The following is a 23812-nucleotide window of genomic DNA, read 5'->3' on the forward strand; positions in this document are numbered from 1 at the left end:
GTTACTCCTCTAGCGCGGCCTGATACCACTTCTGAAATGCCGGCCATTGATAGATGGTGTTCACATAATCCTCCGCCACCGCTGGCAGCTCGACTTTATAGCTGCGCAACCGGCAAGCCACTGGCGCAAAGAAGGCATCGACCAGGCTCACGCTGCCGAACAGATAAGGCCCCTCCGCCCCGAACAGCTCGCGGCACTCCAGCCAGAGGTTACACACCCGCTGAATGTCGGCGCGTACCGCTTCCGGCACCTCGGCCAAGGCTTCATTGCGCTGCAGGTCCATCGGCATGTGCGTACGCAGTGCAACGAAGGCGCTGTGCATCTCGGCGCAAGCACTGCGGGCACGCGCCCGGGCATAACGCTCACGCGGCCACAAGTGCGCCTGTGGATAAGACTCAGCCAGATACTCGGCAATCGCCAGTGAATCCCACACCGGGCCATCTGCGGTTTTCAGCAGCGGCACTTTGGCAGTGGGTGAGTGCTTGAGGATCAGCGCCTGGGTGTCGGGGCGATTGAGCAGAATCAGTTGCTCTGTGTAAGGCGCGCCTGTGAGTTCCAGGGCCAGCGCCGCACGCAGCGACCACGACGAATAGCGCTTGTCACCAATCACCAATTGCAGAGACATGAGGTGTTCCTTGGTCAGGTTGCAAAAGACAGGGACGCCGAAGCGTCCCTGAATTTGTCATTTGAAAACAACAATATCAACCGTGGCAGTAAAGCACCGACTCAGGTGCGATATTCCGCGTTGATCTTAACGTACTCATGCGACAAGTCAGTGGTCCAGATAGTTTCGCTGCAGGTGCCACGACCCAACTCGATGCGGATGGTGATCTCTTCCTGCGCCATCACGGCGCTGCCCTGCTCTTCGGTGTAACTCGCCGCACGGCAACCACGGCTGGCGATGCACACATCACCGAGGAACACATCAATCTTGCTGACATCCAGTTGCGCCACGCCAGCACGGCCGACAGCGGCCAGAATCCGGCCCCAGTTCGGGTCAGAGGCAAACAGTGCGGTCTTGATCAGCGGCGAATGCGCCACCGCGTAACCCACGTCCAGGCACTCCTGATGAGTCGCGCCGCCATTAACGGCCACGGTCACAAACTTGGTCGCACCTTCACCGTCACGCACGATAGCCTGCGCCACTTCCATGCACACTTCGAACACAGCTTTTTTCAAGGCAGTGAACAGCGTGCCGCTGGCCTGAGTCACTTCCGGCAGCGCAGCTTTGCCGGTGGCAATCAGCATGCAGCAATCATTGGTCGAGGTGTCGCCATCAATGGTGATGCGATTGAACGACTTGTTCGCAGCATCGCGCAGCAGATCTTGCAACACGCCCTGGCTGACTTTGGCATCGGTTGCAATGTAACCGAGCATGGTCGCCATGTTCGGCTTGATCATGCCCGCGCCCTTGCTGATCCCCGTTACCGTAATGGTCACGCCATCATGCTCGAACTGACGGCTCGCGCCCTTGGGCAGCGTGTCGGTGGTCATGATGCCTTCGGCAGCCTGCGCCCAGTTGTGCTCGCTGAGGTTGTCGATAGCGGCCTGCAACGCGCCTTCGATTTTCTCGACTGGCAATGGCTCGCCAATAACCCCAGTCGAAAATGGCAGCACCGCGCTTTCCTCAACACCGCTCAATTCGGCCAGCTTGGCGCAAGTACGCTCGGCGTTGGCGAGGCCCGGCTCACCCGTGCCAGCGTTGGCATTGCCGGTATTGGTCAGCAGATAGCGCACGTTACCCAACACCCGCTTCTTGGCCAGAATCACCGGTGCGGCGCAGAACGCATTCAAGGTAAAGACCCCGGCAACGCTGGAGCCTTCAGCGCAGCGCATGACCACTACATCTTTGCGCCCGACGCGCTTGATGCCCGCACTGGCAATACCAAGTTCGAATCCTGCAACCGGGTGCAGAGTAGACAACGGGCCAAGACCTACAGCCATGAAAGCGCTCCTTATCGAGACACGCGCCAGCCGCAGGCTAGCGCACAGAGGATGGTAAAACGCCGCGAGCGGTAAACCGTTCGCGGCGTATATAGCCGGGCTAGCAATGATAAACGCTGTAGCGTGCTTATCGCCTGCTTAGTTCACCTGGCCATGGCAATGCTTGTACTTTTTACCGGAACCGCACGGGCACGCCTCGTTACGACCGATTTTCTGCTCGGTACGCGCCGGGGCAACTGCCACCGCTACTTCAGCTTCTTCGGCTTCAGCTTGCGGCTGATTCAGGGCAGAAGCTTCAGCGTGCTGGAACTGCATGCGCTCAGCCATGGCTTCGGCTTCGGCGCGCAGACGCGCTTCCTCTTCGGCCGGATCTTCGCGGCGGACCTGAACGTGTGACAGCACACGAATGGTATCGCGCTTGATCGAATCGAGCAGTTCCTGGAACAGGGCGAAAGACTCGCGCTTGTATTCCTGCTTCGGGTTTTTCTGCGCATAGCCGCGCAGGTGAATACCGTGACGCAGGTGATCCATGGTCGACAGGTGATCTTTCCACAGGTCGTCCAGAACGCGCAGCAGAATCTGCTTCTCGAAGGTACGCAGTGCTTCGGCACTGGCCATATCTTCTTTCTCGTTATAGGCATTAACGATTTCAGTCAGGATGCGCTCGCGCAGGGTCTCTTCGTACAGCTGATGGTCATCATCGAGCCACTGCTGAATCGGCAACTGAATGCTGAAAGCAGTCGACAACGCATCTTCCAGACCACTGATGTTCCACTGCTCTGGCAATGACTGCGGCGGGATATGCTCGTTGATGGTGCTGTCGAGGACTTCCTTGCGGAACTCGGCAATGGTCTCGCCAATGTCGTCGGACGCCAGCAACGTGTTACGCATGTGATAAATCACTTTACGCTGTTCGTTGGAAACGTCGTCGAACTCGAGCAATTGCTTACGCATGTCGAAGTTGCGGCCTTCAACTTTACGCTGAGCCTTCTCGATGGCGTTGGTCACCATGCGGTGCTCGATGGCCTCGCCTGACTGCATGCCGAGGGCCTTCATGAAGTTCTTCACGCGGTCGGAGGCAAAGATGCGCATCAGGCTGTCTTCCAGCGACAGGTAGAAGCGGCTCGAACCCGGGTCACCCTGACGGCCAGAACGACCGCGCAACTGGTTGTCGATACGACGCGACTCGTGACGCTCGGAAGCGATCACATGCAAGCCGCCCGACTCGATCACCTGCTGGTGACGCTTCTGCCAGTCACTCTTGACCTGAGCAATCTGTTCAGGCGTCGGGTTCTCAAGTGCAGCCACTTCAACTTCCCAGTTACCGCCCAACAGGATGTCGGTACCACGACCGGCCATGTTGGTGGCAATAGTCAGTGCGCCAGGGCGACCGGCCTGAGCAATAATTTCAGCTTCCTTCTCGTGGAATTTGGCGTTGAGCACCTTGTGCTCCATGCCTTCCTTGTCGAGCAGGCGGGAAACGTGTTCGGAGGTTTCGATGGTGGCAGTACCGACCAGAATCGGACGACCCTGCGCCTGACACTCTTTGATGTCGGCAATGATGGCGGCGTATTTCTCGTCCTGAGTCAGATAGACCAGATCGTTGAAATCCTTACGCGCCAACGCACGGTTGGTCGGAATAACCATCACTTCCAGACCGTAGATCTGGTGGAATTCGAACGCTTCGGTGTCAGCAGTACCGGTCATGCCGGACAATTTGTTGTACAGACGGAAGTAGTTCTGGAAGGTGGTCGAGGCCAGTGTCTGGCTCTCTGCCTGAATGTTCAGGCCTTCCTTCGCTTCGATCGCCTGATGCAAGCCTTCGGACAAACGACGGCCCGGCATGGTCCGGCCGGTGTGTTCGTCGATCAGCAGAACCTGACCATCCTGCACAATGTATTCAACGTTGCGCTGGAACAGCGTGTGAGCACGCAGGCCCGCATAAACGTGGGTCAGCAAGCCAAGATTGTGCGCCGAATAGAGGCTTTCACCCTCAGCCAGCAAGCCGGCCTGAGTGAGCATGTCTTCGATGAACTGGTGGCCCTGCTCGTTGAGTTCGACCTGACGGGTTTTCTCGTCGACCTTGTAGTGACCTTCCTGAGTCACCACGCCCTCTTCTTCCTCGATGTGCTGCTTGAGGGTCGGAATAAGACGGTTGATTTCGCTGTAGAGTTTGGAGCTGTCTTCGGCCTGACCCGAGATGATCAGCGGCGTACGCGCCTCATCGATCAGAATCGAGTCGACTTCGTCGATTACCGCGAAATTGAGTTCGCGCTGGAATTTCTCATCCAGGCTGAACGCCATATTGTCGCGCAGGTAATCGAAACCGAATTCGTTGTTGGTGCCGTAGGTGATGTCGGCAGCATAGGCGCTGCGCTTCTCTTCCGGCGGCATGAAAGGCGTGACGATGCCAACGCTCATGCCGAGGAATTCATACAACGGGCGCATCCAGTTGGCGTCACGACGGGCCAGATAGTCGTTCACCGTAACAACATGCACGCCTTTACCAGACAGAGCATTGAGGTATACCGCCAGGGTTGCCACCAGGGTTTTACCCTCACCGGTGCGCATTTCAGCGATTTTGCCTTCGTGCAGGGCCATACCGCCCACTAACTGCACGTCAAAGTGGCGCATACCCATTACACGCTTACCAGCCTCACGGGCTACGGCAAACGCTTCAGGCAACAGCTGATCAAGCGTCTCGCCTTTGGCTAAACGGGATTTGAACTCATCTGTTTTGGCACGTAGTTGCTCATCCGAGAGTGCAAGGATTTGCTCCTCGAAGGCATTGACGGTCTGCACCGTCTTGAGCATGCGCTTAACTTCACGCTCGTTCTTGCTTCCAAAGAGTTTCTTTAACAAAGGCGCAAACATATCGACAGGTTCTTCCCACACGTATGGATGGAGGGCGGCCCTACAGTCGCCCATGCAGCCCTGAAGGCTGCTTGCGAAGGAGGCATTCTACTCGGAAAAGGCAATCAGGAAAGTAGCGTTATTGTTCTTCGCTCACTCGCGCGATGTAAGTGGTGGGGTTGACCACTCGACCTTTACTGGTTACTTCGAAGTGCACATGATACCCAGTGGAGCGTCCTGTGCTGCCTACCTGAGCGATAGTTTGGCCACGTTTGACCAGATCCCCGACCTGCACCATATTACGACGATTGTGCCCGTACAAGGTTGTGTAACCATCGGCATGGCTGATTTCGACCACATTGCCGTAGCCCCTTTTGACCCCGGAAAAGGTCACAACCCCTGCGGCCACGGCCACCACCGGACTGCCGGCCTTGGCGGCGAAATCGACACCTTTATGCACGCTGGAGCGCCCGGTCAACGGGTCTGTACGGCGGCCATAATGGGATGAAATATAGCCTTGCAAAACCGGCTGACCGGCGAGGTATTCAGACTCGCTGAGACGACGCTCAGCCAGCAACTGCTCAAGCACCTGCAACTGGCTTTCGCGGCTGTCGAGTTGCAACGCCAGATCGTCCAGTGTGCTCATGAATGATGGCGGTGCGTAGGCCGATTCCTGCAAAGCATCATCCGGCCCGCCCTGCCCCACATTCAGCGAAAAATCGAACTCGCTCGAGTCCAGATCAGCCAGCTCGGTCAAGCGCTCACCCAGCGCATCCAGGCGCGTCAGGCGTGCCTGCAATTCGGCAACGTGGCCGGCGAAAGCATCCAGTTGGCGCTGCGCATCGACGCGCACTTCACCGACCTCGGCACGTTGTTCATCAAGCGCCTGCGTGACTTCGGCAGTTTGTAGAATTGCGGTGTCTATCGGCGCATGGATCCAGGTCGCAAATGCGGCCCCCATGCTCAACGATACAGCCAGAAACATCGCCAGGCCCAAGGCCATCCAGCGCATGTCCAGACTCACCGTACGAGCGGCGCCGTGGCGCCGACTTAATAAGATTATTTGCACAACTTCCCCTCTGGTGAAGCCAAAGCTGGCAGCAGGTATTCTGCTACCATGACGGCTTCACAATTCAAGGCGTTCAGCCATGACGTTTCGCCCTTTACCGGCCAAGGCCACCTCCGCGCTACTGCGTGAAGTGAAGCCACTCAAAGCGCTGTTCCATCAAGCTCAGAAGCTTGATCAGCTGCAGCAACTTGTTGAGAGCCAGTTACAGCCAGCTGCCCGTGAACACTGCCATATAGCATCGTGGCGTGACGGCTGCCTGTTGCTAATTGTCACCGATGGCCATTGGGCCACCCGCCTGCGTTACCAGCAACGACGCCTGCTTAAACAGTTGCAGGCGCTCGAAGCGTTCGCGACCTTAACCAAGATACACTTCAAGGTGCAACCACCGACTGCCGAAAGGCGTGTACCCGGTCGCACTTTTTGTTTATCGGCCAGCGCCGCAGAAAACATCCAGGAAACCGCCGATAGCATCAGCGATCCAAAACTGCGAGCCGCATTAGAGCGCCTGGCCAAACATGTAACCCCGTCCGAGTAAATCCTTCGGGGAAACTTGCCGGCGTTGGCTGGCGACGAATAAAAAGAGGCCACCCGAAGGTGGCCCCGAAAACAAAAAGAAGAGAGTTTATTACTTACACCGCCGCAACCGGGCGCATGTAGGAGATCGGTGCGCTGCTGGCATCATCGAATGTCACAGTTTCCCAGGCATCCGTCTGTTCGATCAAAGCACGAAGCAGGCGATTGTTCAGGGCGTGACCCGATTTGAAACCACGGAACTCACCAATCAAGCTGTTACCGAGCAGGTAAAGATCACCGATTGCATCGAGAATCTTATGCTTAACGAATTCGTCCTCATAACGCAGGCCGTCTTCGTTTAGTACGCGAAACTCATCCACCACAATTGCGTTATCGACGCTGCCACCGAGCGCAAGGTTCTGCGAACGGAGGAACTCGATGTCACGCATGAAACCGAATGTGCGAGCCCGGCTCACTTCCTTGACGAAAGATGTGCTGGAAAAATCGACACTGGCCGACTGCGTACGATTGCGGAAAACCGGATGATCGAAATCGATCTCGAAGCTCACTTTGAAACCATCAAACGGGACGAACGTGGCGCGCTTGTCGCCTTCGACCACAGTCACTTCGCGCTTGATGCGGATGAACTTCTTAGCCGCTTCCTGCTCTTGCAAACCCGCCGATTGAATCAGGAATACAAATGGACCCGCGCTGCCGTCCATGATTGGCACTTCGGATGCGGAGAGCTCGACGTAGGCGTTATCGATGCCCAGGCCAGCCATGGCCGAAAGCAAATGCTCAACCGTATCCACCTTGACATCACCGTTGACCAGCGTGGTCGACATGGTGGTTTCACCAACGTTGTCCGCGTTCGCGGCAATTTCCACGACGGGATCAAGGTCGGTACGACGGAACACGATACCCGTGTCCACAGGTGCCGGCTTCAGGGTCAGGTATACCTTCTCCCCGGAATGCAGGCCAACGCCAGTGGCGCGGATGATGTTCTTCAGGGTGCGTTGTTTAATCATGGGCTTGGCCGCTATAGCGCTAGTTGCGAATTGTTTTCAACAATGGCCGGCGATAATAGCAGAACCGGCCTTTGCTGAACACCAATCGTCCCAATGCTCCTGATACATTTCATTAATCGGCCTGACGACGCAGGAATGCCGGGATGTCCAGATAGTCCAGATCGTCCTGAGGATTGAGCTTAGCGGCTGTGGCCGCACCGCTGTGGCTCTGACGCTGAACGGTCGGACGCTCGTAGTCCTTGTAGTTGACGGTGTGCTCATTACGCACCGGCGCAGGCGCTGGAGTTTGAGCGTTGTTCGACACTGGAGCGGTCGAGACCTGAACGGTGTTGTCGATAACCTTGACCGGCTTCTCGAGCTTGGCACCCAGACCAGTAGCCACTACGGTGACGTGCAGCTCATCACGCATGTCCGGATCGATCACGGTACCGACCTTGACGGTCGCGTGCTCGGATGCGAACTGCTCGATGATGTTACCCACGTCGGAGTACTCACCCAGCGACAGGTCAGGACCGGCGGTAATGTTAACCAGGATGCCACGGGCGCCCTGCAGGTTTACATCTTCCAGCAGCGGGTTGCGGATAGCCGCTTCAGTGGCTTCGCGAGCGCGGTTCGGGCCGCTTGCGCAACCTGTACCCATCATCGCCATGCCCATTTCGCTCATGACGGTTTTAACGTCGGCGAAGTCGACGTTGATCATGCCCGGGCGCTTGATGATGTCGGAGATACCGCGCACGGCACCGGCGAGAACATCGTCAGCCTTGGCGAATGCCGACAGCAGGCTGGCGTCTTTGCCGAGGATGGTCAGCAGTTTTTCGTTAGGAATAGTGATCAGCGAGTCGACGCTTTCAGACAGGGCACGAATACCCTCGTCAGCGATCTGCATACGCTTGCGGCCTTCGAACGGGAACGGACGCGTTACCACGGCAACGGTCAGAATCCCCATTTCCTTGGCAACCTGAGCAATTACAGGCGCTGCACCGGTACCGGTACCGCCACCCATGCCCGTGGTGATGAACACCATGTCGGAGCCTTGCAGGACTTCAGCTACACGCTCGCGGTCTTCCATTGCAGCCTGACGGCCGACTTCAGGATTGGCGCCAGCGCCCAGACCTTTGGTCACAGCGGTACCCAGTTGCAGAACAGTGCGCGCACCAATGTTCTTCAGGGCTTGTGCGTCAGTGTTGGCGCAGATGAACTCGACGCCTTCAATGTTGCAAGTCGTCATGTGGTTGACTGCGTTACCGCCGCCACCGCCGACACCGATTACTTTAATGACCGCTGTTTGCGGGATGTTGTCTACGAGTTCGAACATTTTCCCTCTCCTTTTTACTTTCTAGTTGTAACGCCTACTGCAGATGCGGTTTTACTTTAGAAATTTCCCTGGACCCAACGCTTGAAGCGCTCAAGTACAGGAGCCTTGGCCTCGTCGCTGTAACTGCCGATCGATGACATCGAGATGCCGTCGTGCTGCTTCTGCAGCCCGTACATCAACAACCCCACACCGGTCGAATAAATCGGGTTGCGTACAACATCAGCAAGCCCTTTGACACTCAACGGCAAACCCAAACGAACCGGCATGTGGAAGATCTCTTCCGCCAACTCGACTGCGCCTTCCATCTTCGCGGTGCCACCGGTGAGAACGATCCCGGCTGGGATCAGATCCTCGTACCCGCTGCGCCGCAGCTCCGCCTGAATGAGGGTGAACAGTTCGTCATAACGCGGCTCGACCACTTCAGCCAAAGACTGACGTGAAAGGTCGCGCGGCGGACGATCACCTACGCTCGGGACTTTGATTGTTTCGCCCGCGCCGGCCAGCTTGGCCAATGCGCAGGCGTAACGAATTTTGATTTCTTCGGCGTACTGCGTAGGGGTACGCAGCGCCATGGCGATGTCGTTGGTGACTTGATCGCCGGCAATCGGAATCACCGCTGTGTGGCGAATTGCGCCTTCGGTGAAGATGCAGATATCGGTGGTGCCGCCGCCAATATCGACCAGGCAAACGCCCAGCTCTTTCTCGTCATCGGTCAGTACCGCGTAAGCCGAAGCCAGTTGCTCAAGGATGATGTCGTCAACCTCAAGGCCACAGCGGCGCACGCACTTCTCGATGTTCTGCGCTGCATTCACTGCACAGGTAACAACGTGCACTTTGGCTTCGAGACGAACGCCACTCATGCCCAGCGGCTCGCGAACGCCTTCCTGGTTATCGATCACGTAATCCTGCGGCAACGTGTGCAGAACCCGCTGATCAGCAGGAATTGCAACGGCCTGAGCAGCGTCGAGTACGCGTTCGAGGTCGGCCTGGCTGACCTCACGATCACGGATGGCGACAATCCCGTGGGAGTTCAGGCTGCGGATATGGTTGCCGGCAACGCCGACAAACGCCGAGTGAATCCGGCAGCCTGCCATCAACTGGGCCTCCTCGATCGCACGCTGGATCGACTGCACGGTGGACTCAATGTTGACCACGACGCCCTTCTTCAGGCCGCGCGAGGGATGAGTACCGATACCGACGATTTCCAGCTGGCCATCAGCCGCGACCTCACCCACCAGCGCCACTACTTTCGAAGTGCCGATGTCGAGAGCAACGATCATCTTTCCGCTCTGCACGTTTGCCATTTGTCTTGCCTTCTCCTGATTCACTGCACGACAGCAGTGTTAGCTGCCGTGATCACGGCCGGTTCACGCCACGCAACGGCCAGGCCGTTGGAGTAACGCAGATCGATCCGCGCAATATTCTCTATTTGGTCACTCAGCTTCTTGTCATAAATGGTCATGAAGCGGCGAATCTTGTCGATCAGATGATCGCGGCCCAGCAGCATCTCGATGCCCTGACCCGTGGTTAAAAACCAGCTGCCACGATCACGCAGTTCAAGGCGCGCGACGGTAAAGCCAATGGGGCGCAACATCTGGCTGAGCACTTGATACTGCTGCATCACTTTTTGCTGCGCCCGCTGCGGACCGTAAAGCTGCGGCAGGTGCTGATAATTCGCCAGCTCCTGCGGGGCAAACGACTGGCCCTGATTGTTCAACAGCGCGGCATCGCCCCAGCGAGCGATTGGCAGTTGTTCTTCGAGCTTGATCTGTACCTGGTCTGGCCATACGCGACGCACTTGTGCGCTGGCGATCCACGGCATGCTTTCAAGTTCGTGACGCATACCGACCAGATCCACGCTGAAGAAGCTCGCCGAAACAAACGGGGCGATGCGCTCCTGCACCGACTGCTGGCTGATGTAGCTCAAGTCGCCATCAACACTGATTTTCAAAATCGGCTGATCGGCATACGGCAGCAAACGCAGCGAGGCTTCATACGCGCCAATCCCCAGCGCCAACAGCAGCAACGGCCAGGTCACGCTCTTGAGAAACTTGAAGCTCGGTTTCGGCAAGCGCTTGCTCAACGGCTCCTTGGCCACCAAACGGCTGGCGCCGCGCTGCGCAGGCTTGGCACGCAAAGGTGCGCCATTGGTGCCTGGCTGATGACGAAGGATGGCGTTCATGACTTAACCCCGAGCCTCAATACTGTCGGCGAGAATCGCCAACACCAGTTGTTGAAAATCCAGACCGGCCGCTTTGGCCGCCATTGGCACCAGGCTGTGATCGGTCATGCCTGGCACGGTATTTACTTCGAGCAACCAGAATGCGCCCTGCGCATCCTGCATCACGTCAACCCGCGCCCAGCCCTGAATGCCTACCGCTTCGCAAGCGCGCTCGGTGAGCTGCTGCAGTTCGGCTTCCTTGTCAGCGTCGAGGCCGCACGGAATCCGGTACTGGGTATCATTGGCCAGGTACTTGGCGTCGTAGTCGTAAAAGCTGTGCGGAGTGCCCAGACCAATCACTGGCAAGACCTGACCACGCAGCGTTGCGATGGTGTATTCCGGCCCCTGAATCCACTGTTCAACCAACACCTGGCTGTCGAACTGGCTGGCGGTTTGCCACGCACCGATCAGCTCCTCAACGTTGGCCACCTTGGCCATGCCGATGCTCGAGCCTTCATGAGCCGGTTTGACGATCAGCGGGAAGCCCAGCTCCGCGCCAGCCTGCTGGCAATCTTCAATGCTCGACAGTGCAGCGTGGCGCGGCGTCGGCAAGCCCAGGCTCTGCCAAACCTGCTTGGTGCGCAGTTTGTCCATCGCCAGTGCCGAGGCCAGAATGCCGCTGCCGGTGAAAGGAATGCCTGCGCATTCGAGCAAGCCCTGCATGCTGCCGTCTTCGCCGCCACGACCGTGCAGCACGATGAACGCGCGGTCGATTTTCTCGCTAAGCAAGCGCTGCAACAGGTCGTCGCCAACATCGATGCCAAACGCATCAACACCAGCAGCCTGCAACGCACTCAGTACCGCAGCGCCCGACTTCAGGGACACCTCACGCTCGGCGCTTTTGCCGCCGAACAGAACGGCGACGCGACCAAAAGCGCTGACCGGCAGCTGAGATTTCAATTTTTCAGTACTCATTTAGCTTTACCTGAAGCCACTGCAAACTGCGGGCTCTGCAACAGTTGTGGAGCCAAACCGCCGATGTCGCCCGCGCCCTGACACAGCAGGATGTCGCCGGCACGCAGTAGCGGCTTGATCAGTGGCGCCAGATCGACGCCACGCTCGATATAAATAGGGTCCAACTGACCGCGCTGACGGATGCTGTGGCACAGCTGACGGCTGTCGGCGCCCGGGATCGGCTCCTCGCCTGCCGGATAAACTTCCATCAACAGCAATACGTTGGTCTCGCCGAGAACCTGAACGAAATCGTCATACAGATCGCGGGTACGGCTGAAACGGTGCGGCTGGTAAACCATGACCAGACGACGATCCGGCCAGCCACCGCGAACAGCCTTGATTACCGCAGCCACTTCGCGCGGGTGATGGCCGTAGTCATCAACCAGCATCACTTCGCCGCCTTCAACCGGCAGCTCGCCATACACCTGGAAACGACGACCCACGCCCTGGAAGCCGGAAAGGCCCTGAACGATGGCTTCATCAGAAATGCCTTCATCGGTAGCGATGGCGATTGTGGCCAGCGAGTTGAGCACGTTGTGGTTGCCCGGCATATTCACCGACACATCCAGCGGCTCGCGATCCGGGCGCAATACGGTGAAGAAGGTGCGCATGCCTTCCTGACGAACATTGATCGCACGCACGTCGGCACCTTCGGCAAAACCGTAGGTCACGGTCGGGCGCGCCACGTGCGGCAGAATTTCGCAGACCACCGGATCATCCACACACATCACGGCCAGCCCGTAGAACGGCAGGTTGTGCAGGAATTCGATGAAGGTTTTCTTCAACTTGTTGAAGTCACCTTCATAGGTGCTCATGTGGTCCATGTCGATGTTGGTGACCACGGCAACCATTGGCTGCAGGTGCAGGAAGCTGGCATCACTTTCGTCAGCTTCGGCAATCAGGTAACGGCTGGTGCCAAGCTGGGCATTGGTGCCCGCGGCATTCAGGCGGCCACCGATGACAAATGTCGGATCAAGGCCGCCGGCAGCAAATACCGATGCCAGCAGACTGGTGGTCGTGGTTTTGCCGTGCGTACCGGCAACGGCGACACCGTGGCGGTAGCGCATCAGCTCGGCGAGCATCTCGGCACGCGGCACTACCGGGACGCGACGCTCCAGTGCACTGGCGACTTCCGGGTTGGCAGTATTGACTGCGCTCGAAACCACCAGCACATCGGCATGGGCCGAGTTATCAGCCTGGTGACCGATAAAGATTTTCGCGCCGAACTTTTCCAGACGATCAGTCACGGCCGATGCCTTGAGGTCGGAGCCAGAGACCTGATAGCCAAGGTTCAGTAGGACTTCAGCGATGCCGCACATGCCCGCGCCGCCGATACCGACGAAGTGGATATTACGGATACGGCGCATTTCGGGTTGCGGTGCGGCTTTCTGCGACTCAACCACGGGCCACCTCCAGGCAAATCTCAACGACGCTGCGTGTGGCGTCAGGTTTGGCCAGGCTACGGGCAGTAGTGGCCATGGTTGTTAGTTTTTGTGGCTGCATCAAAACCTCGTTCAGCTGCGCGGCCAGCATTGCCGCGTCAGTGGAGCGTTGCGGGAGGAGCACGGCGGCACCCTCGTTCGCGAGAAATTCGGCGTTGCGTGTCTGGTGGTCGTCAATCGCATGGGGCAATGGCAGCAAGAATGCTGGCAAACCCGCTGCCGCCAATTCACTGACCGTTAGCGCACCTGCACGACAAATAACCATGTCTGCCCAACCATAGGCCTGCGCCATGTCCTTGATAAATGGGGCGACTTGCGCTTCGACGCCTACATTGCGATATCGTTCGCCAGTAATTTCACTGTGTTGCTTGCCCGCCTGATGAAACACCTCGGGGCGCACTTCAGGGTCAATCAACGACAGCGCTTCTGGCAGCAATTTATTCAGTGGTTCAGCGCCCAGACTGCCGCCCAAGACCAGCAAACGCGGCTTGCGATTGGCAAGCGGTTGACGCGGGGTTTCCAGGAACAGTTCTTCACGCACCGGGTTGCCGGTGGTACGGCGCTTGTCGGATGCGCTGAAGGTGTTCGGGAAGGCTTCACACACGCGAGCGGCGAATGGCGCCAGGCTGCGGTTAGCCGTACCGGCCACTGCGTTTTGCTCATGAATGATCAAAGGTGCGCCGCACAGGCGTGCCGCCAAGCCGCCTGGACCGGTCACATAACCGCCCATGCCGAGCACGCAGACTGGCTGCAACTGGCGCATGACTTTGCGCGCTTGATACAGCGCCTTGAGCAGTTGGAACGGGGCCTTGAGCAGCGACAGCTTGCCCTTGCCACGCAAACCACTGACATCGATCAGGTGCAGCGGCAAACCGGCAGCCGGCACCAGTTCGTTTTCGATGCCACGCGGAGTGCCCAGCCAATGCACGCTGTATCCGCGCGCCTTGAATTCGCTTGCACAGGCCAGCGCCGGGAACACGTGCCCGCCAGTACCGCCTGCCATTATCAGAACATTACCGGCCACGAGCGACCTCCTTTACAGGTGCAGTCGCCAGATCGGCAAAATCCGACTCGGTGAAATCGACATCTTCACTGCCGAGCGAGGTCCGACGCTCCCACTCGATGCGCAGCAGCAGCGCCAGACTGACGCAGCAAATAACCAGCGAGCTGCCGCCGTAACTGAGGAACGGCAGGGTAAGACCTTTGGTTGGCAGCAGGCCGACGTTTACGCCGATGTTGATCAGGATCTGGCCGATCCACAGAAATGCCAGACCGTAGGCCACGTAGGCGGCGAAGAACTGCTTGGCCTTCTCGGCCCACAAACCGATATACAAGGCGCGGACGCTGACGAACACAAACAGCGCCACGGTGGTCAGTGCGCCAACCATGCCGAGCTCTTCAGCGAGTACCGAGAACACGAAGTCGGTGTGCGCTTCTGGCAGGTAGAACTGCTTCTGAATACTGTTGCCGAGGCCAACGCCAATCCACTCGCCACGACCAAATGCGATCAGGGCCTGACTCAACTGGTAGCCAGCACCGAACTGATCCGCCCACGGGTCGGCGAAGTTGGTCATACGCGCCCAGCGATACGGGTCTTGTACCAGCCAGACCACAGCGCCCACAGCGAGCAACACCATGACCCCGAAGCGGAACAGGCCAACACCACCAAGGAACAACATGGCAGCCGCGGCACCGAACATCACCACCGTTGCACCGAAGTCAGGTTCAAGCAGCAACAACAGCGCCATCGGCATCAGCACGGCGAAAGGTTTGATGAAACCGGCCCAGCTTTCGCGGACCTGCTCCTGGCGACGAACCAGATAACCGGCCAGGAACAACACCACAAAGACTTTGGCGATTTCTGAAGGCTGCACGTTGAATGCCCCGAAGCCGATCCAGCGCATAGAGCCGTTTACCTCACGGCCAACCCCCGGAATCAGCACCATCAGCAACAGGGCAAATGCCACGAGCAGCAGCATCCAGCCGTAACGCTGCCATGTCGCAATCGGAATCATCAACACAATGCCGGCCGCACCCAGACCAATCAGCAGATAGATCAGGTGGCGGATCATGTAATACAGCGGGCTGCCGGTATTCACCGCAGCCACTTCGGTAGACGCCGAGGCGATCATCACCAGACCAATCCCCAGCAGTGCCAGGCAACCTGCCAGCAGCGGGAAGTCCATGCTCATGCCGCGTGGGCCGAACAGCGGTGACGGATAAGGGCGCAGGAATTCGAACATCAGTTCAACGCCTCCGCCGCTTGTGCAAAGAGGCGACCGCGCTCTTCGAAGTTCTTGAACATGTCCAAGCTCGCGCATGCCGGCGACAGCAACACGGCATCACCCGCCTCGGCCAACTCGGCGCAACGGGCAACCGCTTCTTGCAGCGTGCTCACATGCACCAGCGGTGCGCTGTCAGCCAGCGTTGCGGCCAGCAACGGCGCATCGCGACCCAGCAAAACAACCGCGCGGCAGAAACGTGCCACTGGCTTGGCCAACGCCGAGAAGTCTGCGCCCTTGCCATCGCCACCGGCGATCAACACCAGCTTGCCGCTGATATCCGCACCCAAGCCTTCGATAGCAGCCAGTGCAGCGCCAACATTAGTGGCTTTGGAGTCATCGTAATAATTCACACCGCGCAGCTCGCGAACCCACTGACAACGATGGGCAAGGCCGGTGAACTGCTTGAGCGTTTCCAGCATGGCCGCCATCGGCAGGCCGACTGCATGGCCCAGCGCTAAAGCGGCCAAGGCATTCGACTGGTTATGCGCGCCGCGAATTTTCAGCTCGCTAACCGGCATCAAGGCATCGAATTTGAAGCCGAGGCATTTCTCGCCGTTTTCGTCGATCAGACCGAAACGCTGGAAGTCCGGCTTACCCAAGCCGTAGCTCCAGCAAGGCACCTGATCGGCAATCAGCGGCCGCGACAACGGATCGTCGCGATTCACCACAACCTGACGTGCGCCACGGAAAATGCGGTGCTTGGCCAGATGATAAGCCGGCAGATCAGCATAGCGATCCATGTGGTCTTCGCTGATGTTCAGGCACGTCGCCACTTCGGCGTTCAGCTGCTCGGTGGTTTCCAGCTGGAAGCTCGACAGCTCAAGCACATAAAGCTCAACATCATCGGACAACAGATCCAGCGCTGGTGTGCCCAGGTTACCGCCTGCGGCGACCTTCTTGCCCGCTGCTGCGGCCATTTCGGCAACCAGCGTAGTCACGGTGCTTTTTGCGTTGGAACCGGTGATCGCCACAATCGGTGCTTTGGCGTGACGGGCAAACAAGTCGATATCGCCCGACATCTTGACCCCGCGCCTGGCCGCCTCCTGCAACTGCGGCGTGGCAATAGCCAGGCCCGGGCTCACCAGCAACTCGCTGGCGCGGCAGAGGAACTCGACATCCAGCTCGCCACAGCGCACTTCGACCTCTGGGAACTGTTCACGCAAGGTGGCCAGCTCCGGAGGATTCGCACGTGTGTCTGCCACGGCAAAGCGGGCACCCTGACGCGCGAGGAAGCGCACCAGCGACATGCCACTTTTGCCGAGGCCGACAATAATGCGGAAGTTGTCTGTAGCGATCAGGCTCATCGTGTCCTCAACGCAATTTCAAAGTGGAAAGACCGATCAACACCAAAATCACGGTGATGATCCAGAAACGTACAATTACCCGCGGCTCCGGCCAGCCCTTCAATTCGAAGTGGTGATGGATCGGCGCCATGCGGAACACGCGCTTGCCGGTCAGCTTGAATGAAGCGACCTGAATGATGACCGACAGGGTTTCCATCACGAACACGCCGCCCATGATGAACAGCACCACTTCCTGGCGCACGATGACGGCGATGGTGCCCAGTGCAGCGCCCAGCGCCAGCGCGCCAACGTCACCCATGAAGACCTGAGCCGGATAGGTGTTGAACCAGAGGAAACCGAGACCGGCACCCACCAGCGCCGAGCAAAACACGATCAGCTCGCCCGCGCCTGGCACGTAAGGAATCAGCAGGTAATCAGCGAATTTCACGTTGCCCGACAGGTAGCAGAAGATTCCCAGCGCACCGCCAACCATCACGGTTGGGAGAATGGCCAGACCATCAAGGCCGTCAGTCAGGTTGACCGCGTTGCTTGAGCCCACGATTACCAGATAGGTCAGTACGACGAAGCCTGCGCCCAGCGGAATGCTGACATCTTTCAGCAGCGGCAGGATCAGCGTGGTTTCAACCGGTGTTTGCGCTGTCATATAAAGGAACACGGCAGCGCTTAAGCCAAATACCGACTGCCAGAAATACTTCCAGCGGCTCGGCAGGCCGCGCGAGTTCTTCTCGATCACCTTGCGGTAGTCATCCACCCAGCCCACAGCGCCGAACAGCAGGGTTACAGCCAGAACCACCCAGACATAACGGTTGCTCAGATCTGCCCACAGCAGCGTGCTGACGGTAATGGCAGAGAGGATCAGCGCGCCACCCATGGTCGGCGTGCCTTTCTTCGACAGGTGCGACTGCGGACCGTCATTACGGACCGATTGGCCGATCTGACGGGTTTGCAAGGTACGGATCATCCACGGGCCGAGGCACAGCGCGATAACCAGTGCAGTGAGCACACCGAGAATTCCGCGCAGTGTCAGGTACTGGAATACAGCGAAACCAGTGTGGAACTGTTGCAGGTACTCGGCCAGCAGCAGCAGCATTTAGTGAATCTCCCCAGACGTGCCACAAAGAGCCGCGACGATTTTCTCCATCGCGGCGCTGCGTGAACCTTTAATAAGTAAAGTGGTGTCACCCGATTCGAGGCGAAGCGCTTCGATCAGGCTGGCTTGATCGGCGAAATGCCGGCCATTTGTTGCGAATTCTTCTACAGCAAAACTCATGAGCGGTCCGACGGCATACAGCGCATCAACTTTGCCCTTGGCATACTCGCCAACAGCACGGTGACTTTGCTCAGCCCATTCCCCCAATTCGCCCATATCTCCGAGCACCAGAACAGTGCGGCCGGAAAAGCCGGCGAGTATATCAATCGCCGCGCAAATCGACGCGGGATTTGCGTTGTAGGTGTCATCGATTACGCGCATGCCATTGGGCGCCAACTGCGCTACTGCACGGCCTTTCACCGGTTGCAGCGCTTCGAGCCCGGCCTTGATATCGATGAGCGGTACGCTCAGCGCATGTGCCGCGGCCGCAGCAGCCAGCGCATTGCTGATGTTGTGTTCGCCCAGCAAGTTGAGCTGAATGCGCGCCATGCCTTCACTGCAATTGAGGGTGAAGTTGGCGCAACCACGCGGGTCACGACCGCAATCGCTGGCGTGAAAATCGGCGCTGCTGTCGACCTTGGCGAAACTCAGAACAGACGCGGGCTTGGCGCGCTCGCTCCAGATGGCAAACGCCGCGTCGTCCTTGTTCAGCACCGCAATGTGGTGCTCGCTCAGGCTGGCGATGATTTCGCCCTTGGCTTCTACGATTTTTTCCGGGCCGCCAAACTCGCCAACATGTGCAGTACCGGCGTTGGTGATCATCGCCACCTGCGGCTTGGCCAGGCTAACGGTGTAGGCAATTTCGCCAACGCGCGATGCGCCCAGCTCGATTACCGCTGCTTTATGCTCGGGGCTCAACTCGAGCAAGGTCAGCGGTGCGCCCAAATCATTGTTCAGGTTGCCGCGCGTCGCCAGAACGGCCGAGGCCTCCCCTGCATTGGCTTCACGCATGATGCTAGCCAGCATCTCTTTAACTGTGGTTTTGCCGCTTGAGCCGGTAACCGCAGCCAGTGGGCCACGGTAGGCTTTGCGGTTCATCGCGGCCAGCTGACCTAGTGCCATGCGGCAATCTTTGACGATGAGCTGCGGCAAGGTTGAATCGGCAATGTGGCGTTCGACCAGAGCAGCGACAGCGCCCTTGCCAGCGACTTCATTCAAATAATCATGACCATCGAAGCGCGGACCGGTCAGGGCAATAAACAACTGACCCGGCTTGATGCTGCGGCTATCGGTATTGACTGCATCGAACTCGCCGTCTGCACCGATAAGCTGCGCATCAAGTGCGCTCAACAACTCAGAAAAACGCAGTGCCTTAAGCATGAGCATTCTCCCAAGCTGTGAGTGCATTAGCCGCTTCGACCAGATCGGAGAACGGCTGACGCACGCCGTTGATTTCCTGATAATCCTCGTGCCCCTTGCCGGCCAGTACGACGATATCGCTGGCCTGCGCCGCCGCAACGACCTTGGCGATGGCCAGACTGCGTCCGGCGACGAACTCGACAGCGTCGGGCGCAACAAAGCCCTGACGGATATCAGCAAAGATCTGCTCGGGCGCTTCGCTGCGCGGGTTGTCATCGGTAACTATCACAGCATCGGCCAGACGCTCGACCACTTCGGCCATCAGCGGACGCTTACCGCGGTCGCGGTCACCACCGCAGCCAAACACGCAGGTCAGACGCCCCTGAACATGTGGGCGCAGTGCTTCAAGGACTTTTTCCAGCGCGTCCGGAGTGTGGGCGTAATCGACCACAACCAATGGCTTCTCGCCGCCGCCCAAACGCTGCATGCGGCCAACCGGGCCTTGCAGATTTGGCAGCACCTTGAGAATTTCATCCAGCGCGTAATCCAGCGCCAGCAGAGCGCCAACCACGGCCAGCAGGTTGCTCAGGTTGAAGCGGCCCAGCAAGGTGCTGCGCAGAATGCCTTCACCACGCGGGGTTACCAGCTTGGCGCGAACGCCGTGATCATCAAACTGCAGCGCGTTGCAGAACAGGTAAGCACTGCTGTCGATCAGGCTGTAAGTGATCAGACGCGAGTCGTGCTGCTCTTGCGCCAGTTGCTGACCGAAGCTGTCATCCAGATTAAGTACGCGGCAACGCAGGCCCGGCCACGCGAACAGCTTGGCTTTGGCGGCCGCGTAGGCCTCCATCGAACCGTGATAATCGAGGTGATCGCGGGAAAGATTGGTCAGCACGGCAACATCAAATGCCAGCGCCGCCACCCGGCCCTGATCCAGACCATGGGACGAGACTTCCATCGCCACAGCGCGAGCATGGGATTTTTTCAGATCGGCCAGCACGGCCTGCACCCCAATCGGGTCCGGCGTGGTGTGCTTGCCCTGAGTCAGCGCGTTGTAGAAACCATTGCCCAGCGTGCCAACGATGCCGCACGGCTCGCCGAGCATGTCCAATGCCTGCGCCAGCAACTGGCTGACGCTGGTTTTGCCATTGGTGCCAGTGATGCCAACCATATGCAGGGCGCGGCTCGGCTCACCGTAGAAACGACCGGCGATAGCCGACAGTTGGCCAGCCAGGCCTTTGATCGCAACCAGTTCGGCATTATCGACGCTCATGTCGAATGCGCCTTCGGCTTCATAAGCAACAGCAGCAGCGCCGCGCTCCAATGCGTCGGCAATGTGCTCGCGCCCATCCTGAGCCAGCCCCGGCACTGCCAGAAACAAGTCGCCCGGACGCACTTTGCGGCTGTCCAGAGTCAATTCGCGAATCAAGGTGCTCGACTGCGCTTTAGGAATGAGTTGGCTAAGTGGCATTGGCATTAGCCGCGCCCTCCTTTAGTCGACGCAGCATCTACGGTCTGCACAGCTTCGTCCTTTGGCAAGTTATCCGGAGTCACGTTCATCAGGCGCAAACCGCCTGCCATGACGCGACTGAACACCGGAGCAGAAACCAAACCACCGTAGTAACCGCCCTGACTTGGCTCATCGATAACGACGGCAAGCGCAATGCGCGGGTTGTTGACCGGTGCGAAACCTGCAAACAGCGAGCGATAGGCATTCTCGCGATAACCTTTAGTCCCGACACTGACCTTACGTGCCGTGCCGCTCTTGCCCGCTACGTGATAGCCAGGCACCTGTGCGCGGTAAACGCCGCCTGGCGCTTCAATCACTTGCTGCAACATGCCGTGCACAGTCTGCGCAACATCTTCGGGAATCACTTGTACGCTGTCTGGCGTCTTATCAACGCGAATCATCGACAACGGCACGGTGCGGCCGTCATTCGCCAGCGCAGCGTAGGCATGAGCCAACTGCACGGCGGTTACCGAAAGGCCGTAGCCGTAGGCCAATGTGGCCGTTTCCGCCTGGCCCCACTTGCGATGGTTGGGCAGATTGCCGACGCGCTCGCCCGGGAAGCTGAGGCCGGTATCCTGACCAAAGCCGACTTGCTGCATCACGCTGTAAATCGACTCGGCGCCGATATCAAAGGCCACCTTGCTCACGCCGACGTTACTCGACTTGATCAAAATGCCGGTGAGATCAAGCACACCGCTGTTACGCGACACGTCGCGGATGGTGTAACGGCCAATACGCAGCCAGCCCGGCGCGACATTAACGGTGTCGGTCGGCTTCCAGCGGCCAGTTTCCAGCGCGGCGCTGATCGAGAACGGCTTTACTGTCGAACCCGGTTCGAACAGGTCAGTCATGGCGCGGTTACGCATGGCGGCCGGCTGCAGGGTGCGGCGATTGTTTGGGTTGTAGGTCGGCTGGTTAACCATCGCCAACACTTCACCTGTCTTGACGTCGACCATCACCAGGCTGCCGGCTTTGGCGCCGAACTCGACCAGCGCATTGCGCAGTTCGCGGTGAGCCAGATATTGCAGGCGCAGGTCGATCGACAAGGCCAGGGTTTTACCCGGCTTGGCGTTCTGCGTGACCTGCACATCTTTAATCAGACGGCCGCGACGATCTTTCAACACCTGACGCTTGCCCGGCACACCAGCCAGCCAATCATCAAACGCCAATTCCATGCCTTCACGGCCACGATCATCAATGTCGGTGAAGCCGACCACGTGCGCGGTCACTTCGCCCGCCGGATAGAAACGGCGGAATTCCTCGCTGGAATAAACCCCGGGGATTTTCAGGTCAAGAATGCGCTGGCCCTGCTCAGGCGTCAGCCCGCGCACCAGATAAAGGAATTCACGCTCGGCGTTGGCCTGCAGGCGCTTGGCAAAATCTTCCTGATTCTGGCCCAACGCTTTAGCCAGTACCGGCCACTGCGCCTTGGCTTGCTGCAGTTCTTTGCCATTGCCCCACAAAGTGGTGACCGGCGTACTGACCGCCAGCGGCTCGCCATTACGGTCTGTTACCAGACCGCGGTGTGCGGGGATCGGAATGTGGCGCACGCTGCGCGCATCGCCGTGAGCCTGCAGGAAGTCGTGATCGAAAATCTGCAGATCAATGATGCGCCAGACAATAGCAGCCACCATCAGCGCCAACAGGAACAGCACAACCCTGAAACGCCACGGATAAAGTGCGCCTTCGAGTCTGATCATGGCGCCACCATCCGTACTTCGCCGGCATCGGGAATACGCATGCCAAGCTGATCGTGGGCCAGTGTTTCGATACGGTTATGCGCCGTCCAGGTGCTCTGCTCAAGGATCAGGCGGCCCCACTCAGCCTGGGCTTTGTCGCGCACGCTGAGTTCGGAGTACAGGTTGTTGAGCAACTGGCGATTCCAGTGCGCGCAGTAAGACACAGCCAACGCCGACATAATGACGGCGATGAACAGCAGCATCAGCAGCGTGCCGCGCGGCAGTGTCTTCAGCGACTGCATGCTCATCTGACTTTCTCGGCGATGCGCATTACGGCGCTACGCGAACGGGGGTTGGCTTTGAGTTCGGCTTCCGAGGCGAATACTGGTTTGCCAATCAGTTTCAGGCGTGGCTCGAATGCCTTGGGGATAATTGGCAGGTCACGCGGCAACTTGTCGGCCTCGCCCTTGGCGTGCTTGCGCATGAACTGTTTGACGATGCGGTCTTCCAGCGAATGGAAGCTGATCACCACCAGACGACCGCCCACTTCGAGGGATTCCAGCGCTGCATCCAGGCCACGCTCAAGGTCGCCCAACTCGTTATTGATGTAGATACGCAGCCCCTGGAAGGCACGGGTTGCCGGATTCTTGCCTTTTTCCCAGGCGGGATTGGCCACGGTCAGCACTTGCGCCAAATCTGCGGTGCGCTCAAATGCCTGCTCGCTACGACGCTGCACAACGGCGCGCGCCATGCGCTTGGCAAAACGCTCTTCGCCGTATTCCTTGAATACGCGGGCGATTTCTTCTTCGCTGGCGGTGGCAATGAACTGGGCTGCGCTCACGCCACGATCCGGGTCCATGCGCATGTCCAGCGGGCCGTCATTAAGGAAGCTGAAACCGCGCTCGGCATCGTCCAGTTGAGGAGAAGAGACACCGAGGTCGAGCAGAATGCCGCTGATTTTGCCGTCGATCCCGCGGACAGCAGCTTCTTCGGCAAGTTCCGCAAAACTGCGTTGTACAACGACAAAGCGGCCGTCATCGGCCGCTAGTGCATTTCCCGTGGCGATTGCCAGTGGGTCTTTGTCGAACCCTAGCAACCGCCCCTCTGCACCGAGCGTTTGGAGTATCAGGCGGCTATGCCCGCCGCGCCCGAATGTGCCATCGATATAGCAGCCGTCAGCGCGTACGGCGAGGCCTTCGACGGCTTCGTCCAATAACACGGTAATATGGCTGAAGTTGCTATTCAT

Annotated in this window: 20 protein-coding genes; 1 reads left to right on the top strand and 19 read right to left on the bottom strand. The window is 58.6% G+C overall.

The window, feature by feature from the left end:
• Nucleotide 1: 1 nt before the first annotated feature.
• From BM395_RS14570 to BM395_RS14585, 4 genes are all read right to left on the bottom strand, one after another.
• A complete protein-coding gene (locus BM395_RS14570; RefSeq protein ID WP_090513060.1) occupies nt 2-625 on the bottom strand; it encodes a glutathione S-transferase family protein in 624 nt (207 codons plus the stop codon).
• Nucleotides 626-726: 101 nt separating this feature from the next.
• Nucleotides 727-1944 carry a bifunctional glutamate N-acetyltransferase/amino-acid acetyltransferase ArgJ gene (gene argJ, locus BM395_RS14575; RefSeq protein WP_090513062.1) on the bottom strand — a complete coding sequence of 406 codons (1218 nt, stop codon included), beginning with the start codon at nt 1942-1944 and terminating at the stop codon, nt 727-729.
• Nucleotides 1945-2082: 138 nt separating this feature from the next.
• Nucleotides 2083-4818 carry a preprotein translocase subunit SecA gene (secA, locus tag BM395_RS14580; protein WP_090513065.1) on the bottom strand — a complete coding sequence of 912 codons (2736 nt, stop codon included), beginning with the start codon at nt 4816-4818 and terminating at the stop codon, nt 2083-2085.
• Between the two features lie 118 nt (nt 4819-4936).
• Nucleotides 4937-5866, bottom strand: a complete 930-nt coding sequence (locus tag BM395_RS14585) for a M23 family metallopeptidase (RefSeq protein WP_069897861.1) — start codon at nt 5864-5866, stop codon at nt 4937-4939.
• A gap of 79 nt (nt 5867-5945) precedes the next feature.
• Here BM395_RS14585 and BM395_RS14590 point away from each other — a divergent pair, with 79 nt between their 5' ends.
• Entirely contained in the window at nt 5946-6401 is a 456-nt protein-coding gene (locus BM395_RS14590; RefSeq protein ID WP_069897862.1) for a DUF721 domain-containing protein, read from the top strand.
• Nucleotides 6402-6495: 94 nt separating this feature from the next.
• Here BM395_RS14590 and lpxC read toward each other — a convergent pair whose 3' ends face one another.
• The 15 genes from lpxC to rsmH form a co-directional block, all read right to left on the bottom strand.
• Nucleotides 6496-7407, bottom strand: a complete 912-nt coding sequence (lpxC, locus tag BM395_RS14595; RefSeq protein ID WP_069897863.1) for a UDP-3-O-acyl-N-acetylglucosamine deacetylase — start codon at nt 7405-7407, stop codon at nt 6496-6498.
• Between the two features lie 112 nt (nt 7408-7519).
• Nucleotides 7520-8722 carry a cell division protein FtsZ gene (gene ftsZ, locus BM395_RS14600; protein WP_069897864.1) on the bottom strand — a complete coding sequence of 401 codons (1203 nt, stop codon included), beginning with the start codon at nt 8720-8722 and terminating at the stop codon, nt 7520-7522.
• 56 nt (nt 8723-8778) lie between these two features.
• Entirely contained in the window at nt 8779-10026 is a 1248-nt protein-coding gene (gene ftsA, locus BM395_RS14605; RefSeq protein WP_069897865.1) for a cell division protein FtsA, read from the bottom strand.
• A 20-nt stretch (nt 10027-10046) separates the two neighbouring features.
• Nucleotides 10047-10904, bottom strand: coding sequence for a cell division protein FtsQ/DivIB (locus BM395_RS14610; RefSeq protein WP_090513067.1), 858 nt, complete (start codon nt 10902-10904; stop codon nt 10047-10049).
• A 3-nt stretch (nt 10905-10907) separates the two neighbouring features.
• Complete coding sequence (locus tag BM395_RS14615) at nt 10908-11858, bottom strand: D-alanine--D-alanine ligase (RefSeq protein ID WP_090513070.1); 951 nt, start codon at nt 11856-11858, stop codon at nt 10908-10910.
• Nucleotides 11855-13264, bottom strand: a complete 1410-nt coding sequence (murC, locus tag BM395_RS14620; protein WP_217694999.1) for a UDP-N-acetylmuramate--L-alanine ligase — start codon at nt 13262-13264, stop codon at nt 11855-11857. The genes BM395_RS14615 and murC overlap by 4 nt, the downstream gene beginning before the upstream one ends.
• Before the next feature lie 28 nt (nt 13265-13292).
• The gene (murG, locus tag BM395_RS14625; protein WP_069897869.1) at nt 13293-14363 is read right to left on the bottom strand and encodes an undecaprenyldiphospho-muramoylpentapeptide beta-N-acetylglucosaminyltransferase; all 1071 of its coding nucleotides are present in this window, start codon (nt 14361-14363) and stop codon (nt 13293-13295) included.
• A complete protein-coding gene (ftsW, locus tag BM395_RS14630; RefSeq protein ID WP_069897870.1) occupies nt 14353-15582 on the bottom strand; it encodes a putative lipid II flippase FtsW in 1230 nt (409 codons plus the stop codon). The genes murG and ftsW overlap by 11 nt, the downstream gene beginning before the upstream one ends.
• The gene (gene murD / locus BM395_RS14635) at nt 15582-16928 is read right to left on the bottom strand and encodes a UDP-N-acetylmuramoyl-L-alanine--D-glutamate ligase (RefSeq protein WP_090513073.1); all 1347 of its coding nucleotides are present in this window, start codon (nt 16926-16928) and stop codon (nt 15582-15584) included. Before murD ends, ftsW begins: the two co-directional genes overlap by 1 nt.
• Nucleotides 16929-16935: 7 nt before the next feature.
• On the bottom strand, nt 16936-18018 hold the full coding sequence (gene mraY / locus BM395_RS14640; RefSeq protein WP_069897872.1) for a phospho-N-acetylmuramoyl-pentapeptide-transferase: 1083 nt from the start codon (nt 18016-18018) through the stop codon (nt 16936-16938).
• The gene (locus BM395_RS14645; RefSeq protein ID WP_090513075.1) at nt 18019-19398 is read right to left on the bottom strand and encodes a UDP-N-acetylmuramoyl-tripeptide--D-alanyl-D-alanine ligase; all 1380 of its coding nucleotides are present in this window, start codon (nt 19396-19398) and stop codon (nt 18019-18021) included.
• Entirely contained in the window at nt 19391-20854 is a 1464-nt protein-coding gene (locus tag BM395_RS14650) for a UDP-N-acetylmuramoyl-L-alanyl-D-glutamate--2,6-diaminopimelate ligase (RefSeq protein ID WP_090513078.1), read from the bottom strand. The genes BM395_RS14645 and BM395_RS14650 overlap by 8 nt, the downstream gene beginning before the upstream one ends.
• Nucleotides 20854-22587, bottom strand: a complete 1734-nt coding sequence (locus BM395_RS14655) for a peptidoglycan D,D-transpeptidase FtsI family protein (protein ID WP_090513081.1) — start codon at nt 22585-22587, stop codon at nt 20854-20856. The genes BM395_RS14650 and BM395_RS14655 overlap by 1 nt, the downstream gene beginning before the upstream one ends.
• On the bottom strand, nt 22584-22874 hold the full coding sequence (gene ftsL, locus BM395_RS14660) for a cell division protein FtsL (protein ID WP_090513083.1): 291 nt from the start codon (nt 22872-22874) through the stop codon (nt 22584-22586). The genes BM395_RS14655 and ftsL overlap by 4 nt, the downstream gene beginning before the upstream one ends.
• Nucleotides 22871-23812: a 16S rRNA (cytosine(1402)-N(4))-methyltransferase RsmH gene (gene rsmH, locus BM395_RS14665; protein WP_069897877.1), complete on the bottom strand. Its 942-nt coding sequence runs from the start codon at nt 23810-23812 to the stop codon at nt 22871-22873. The genes ftsL and rsmH overlap by 4 nt, the downstream gene beginning before the upstream one ends.

The organism is Pseudomonas marincola, assembly GCF_900116605.1.
In the GTDB taxonomy this organism is placed as follows: domain Bacteria; phylum Pseudomonadota; class Gammaproteobacteria; order Pseudomonadales; family Pseudomonadaceae; genus Aquipseudomonas; species Aquipseudomonas marincola.

Bases quoted from the DNA above. Each gene is read 5' to 3' on its own strand.
- mraY (WP_069897872.1), bottom strand. From the start codon at position 18,018: ATGCTGCTGCTGCTGGCCGAGTACCTGCAACAGTTCCACACTGGTTTC.
- BM395_RS14650 (WP_090513078.1), bottom strand. From the start codon at position 20,854: ATGCCAATGCCACTTAGCCAACTCATTCCTAAAGCGCAGTCGAGCACC.
- BM395_RS14590 (WP_069897862.1), top strand. From the start codon at position 5,946: ATGACGTTTCGCCCTTTACCGGCCAAGGCCACCTCCGCGCTACTGCGT.
- ftsA (WP_069897865.1), bottom strand. From the start codon at position 10,026: ATGGCAAACGTGCAGAGCGGAAAGATGATCGTTGCTCTCGACATCGGC.
- BM395_RS14610 (WP_090513067.1), bottom strand. From the start codon at position 10,904: ATGAACGCCATCCTTCGTCATCAGCCAGGCACCAATGGCGCACCTTTG.
- BM395_RS14570 (WP_090513060.1), bottom strand. From the start codon at position 625: ATGTCTCTGCAATTGGTGATTGGTGACAAGCGCTATTCGTCGTGGTCG.
- murC (WP_217694999.1), bottom strand. From the start codon at position 13,264: ATGCGCCGTATCCGTAATATCCACTTCGTCGGTATCGGCGGCGCGGGC.
- rsmH (WP_069897877.1), bottom strand. From the start codon at position 23,812: ATGAATAGCAACTTCAGCCATATTACCGTGTTATTGGACGAAGCCGTC.
- argJ (WP_090513062.1), bottom strand. From the start codon at position 1,944: ATGGCTGTAGGTCTTGGCCCGTTGTCTACTCTGCACCCGGTTGCAGGA.
- lpxC (WP_069897863.1), bottom strand. From the start codon at position 7,407: ATGATTAAACAACGCACCCTGAAGAACATCATCCGCGCCACTGGCGTT.
- BM395_RS14615 (WP_090513070.1), bottom strand. From the start codon at position 11,858: ATGAGTACTGAAAAATTGAAATCTCAGCTGCCGGTCAGCGCTTTTGGT.
- BM395_RS14645 (WP_090513075.1), bottom strand. From the start codon at position 19,398: ATGCTTAAGGCACTGCGTTTTTCTGAGTTGTTGAGCGCACTTGATGCG.
- ftsZ (WP_069897864.1), bottom strand. From the start codon at position 8,722: ATGTTCGAACTCGTAGACAACATCCCGCAAACAGCGGTCATTAAAGTA.
- BM395_RS14655 (WP_090513081.1), bottom strand. From the start codon at position 22,587: ATGATCAGACTCGAAGGCGCACTTTATCCGTGGCGTTTCAGGGTTGTG.
- ftsL (WP_090513083.1), bottom strand. From the start codon at position 22,874: ATGAGCATGCAGTCGCTGAAGACACTGCCGCGCGGCACGCTGCTGATG.
- secA (WP_090513065.1), bottom strand. From the start codon at position 4,818: ATGTTTGCGCCTTTGTTAAAGAAACTCTTTGGAAGCAAGAACGAGCGT.
- murD (WP_090513073.1), bottom strand. From the start codon at position 16,928: ATGAGCCTGATCGCTACAGACAACTTCCGCATTATTGTCGGCCTCGGC.
- ftsW (WP_069897870.1), bottom strand. From the start codon at position 15,582: ATGTTCGAATTCCTGCGCCCTTATCCGTCACCGCTGTTCGGCCCACGC.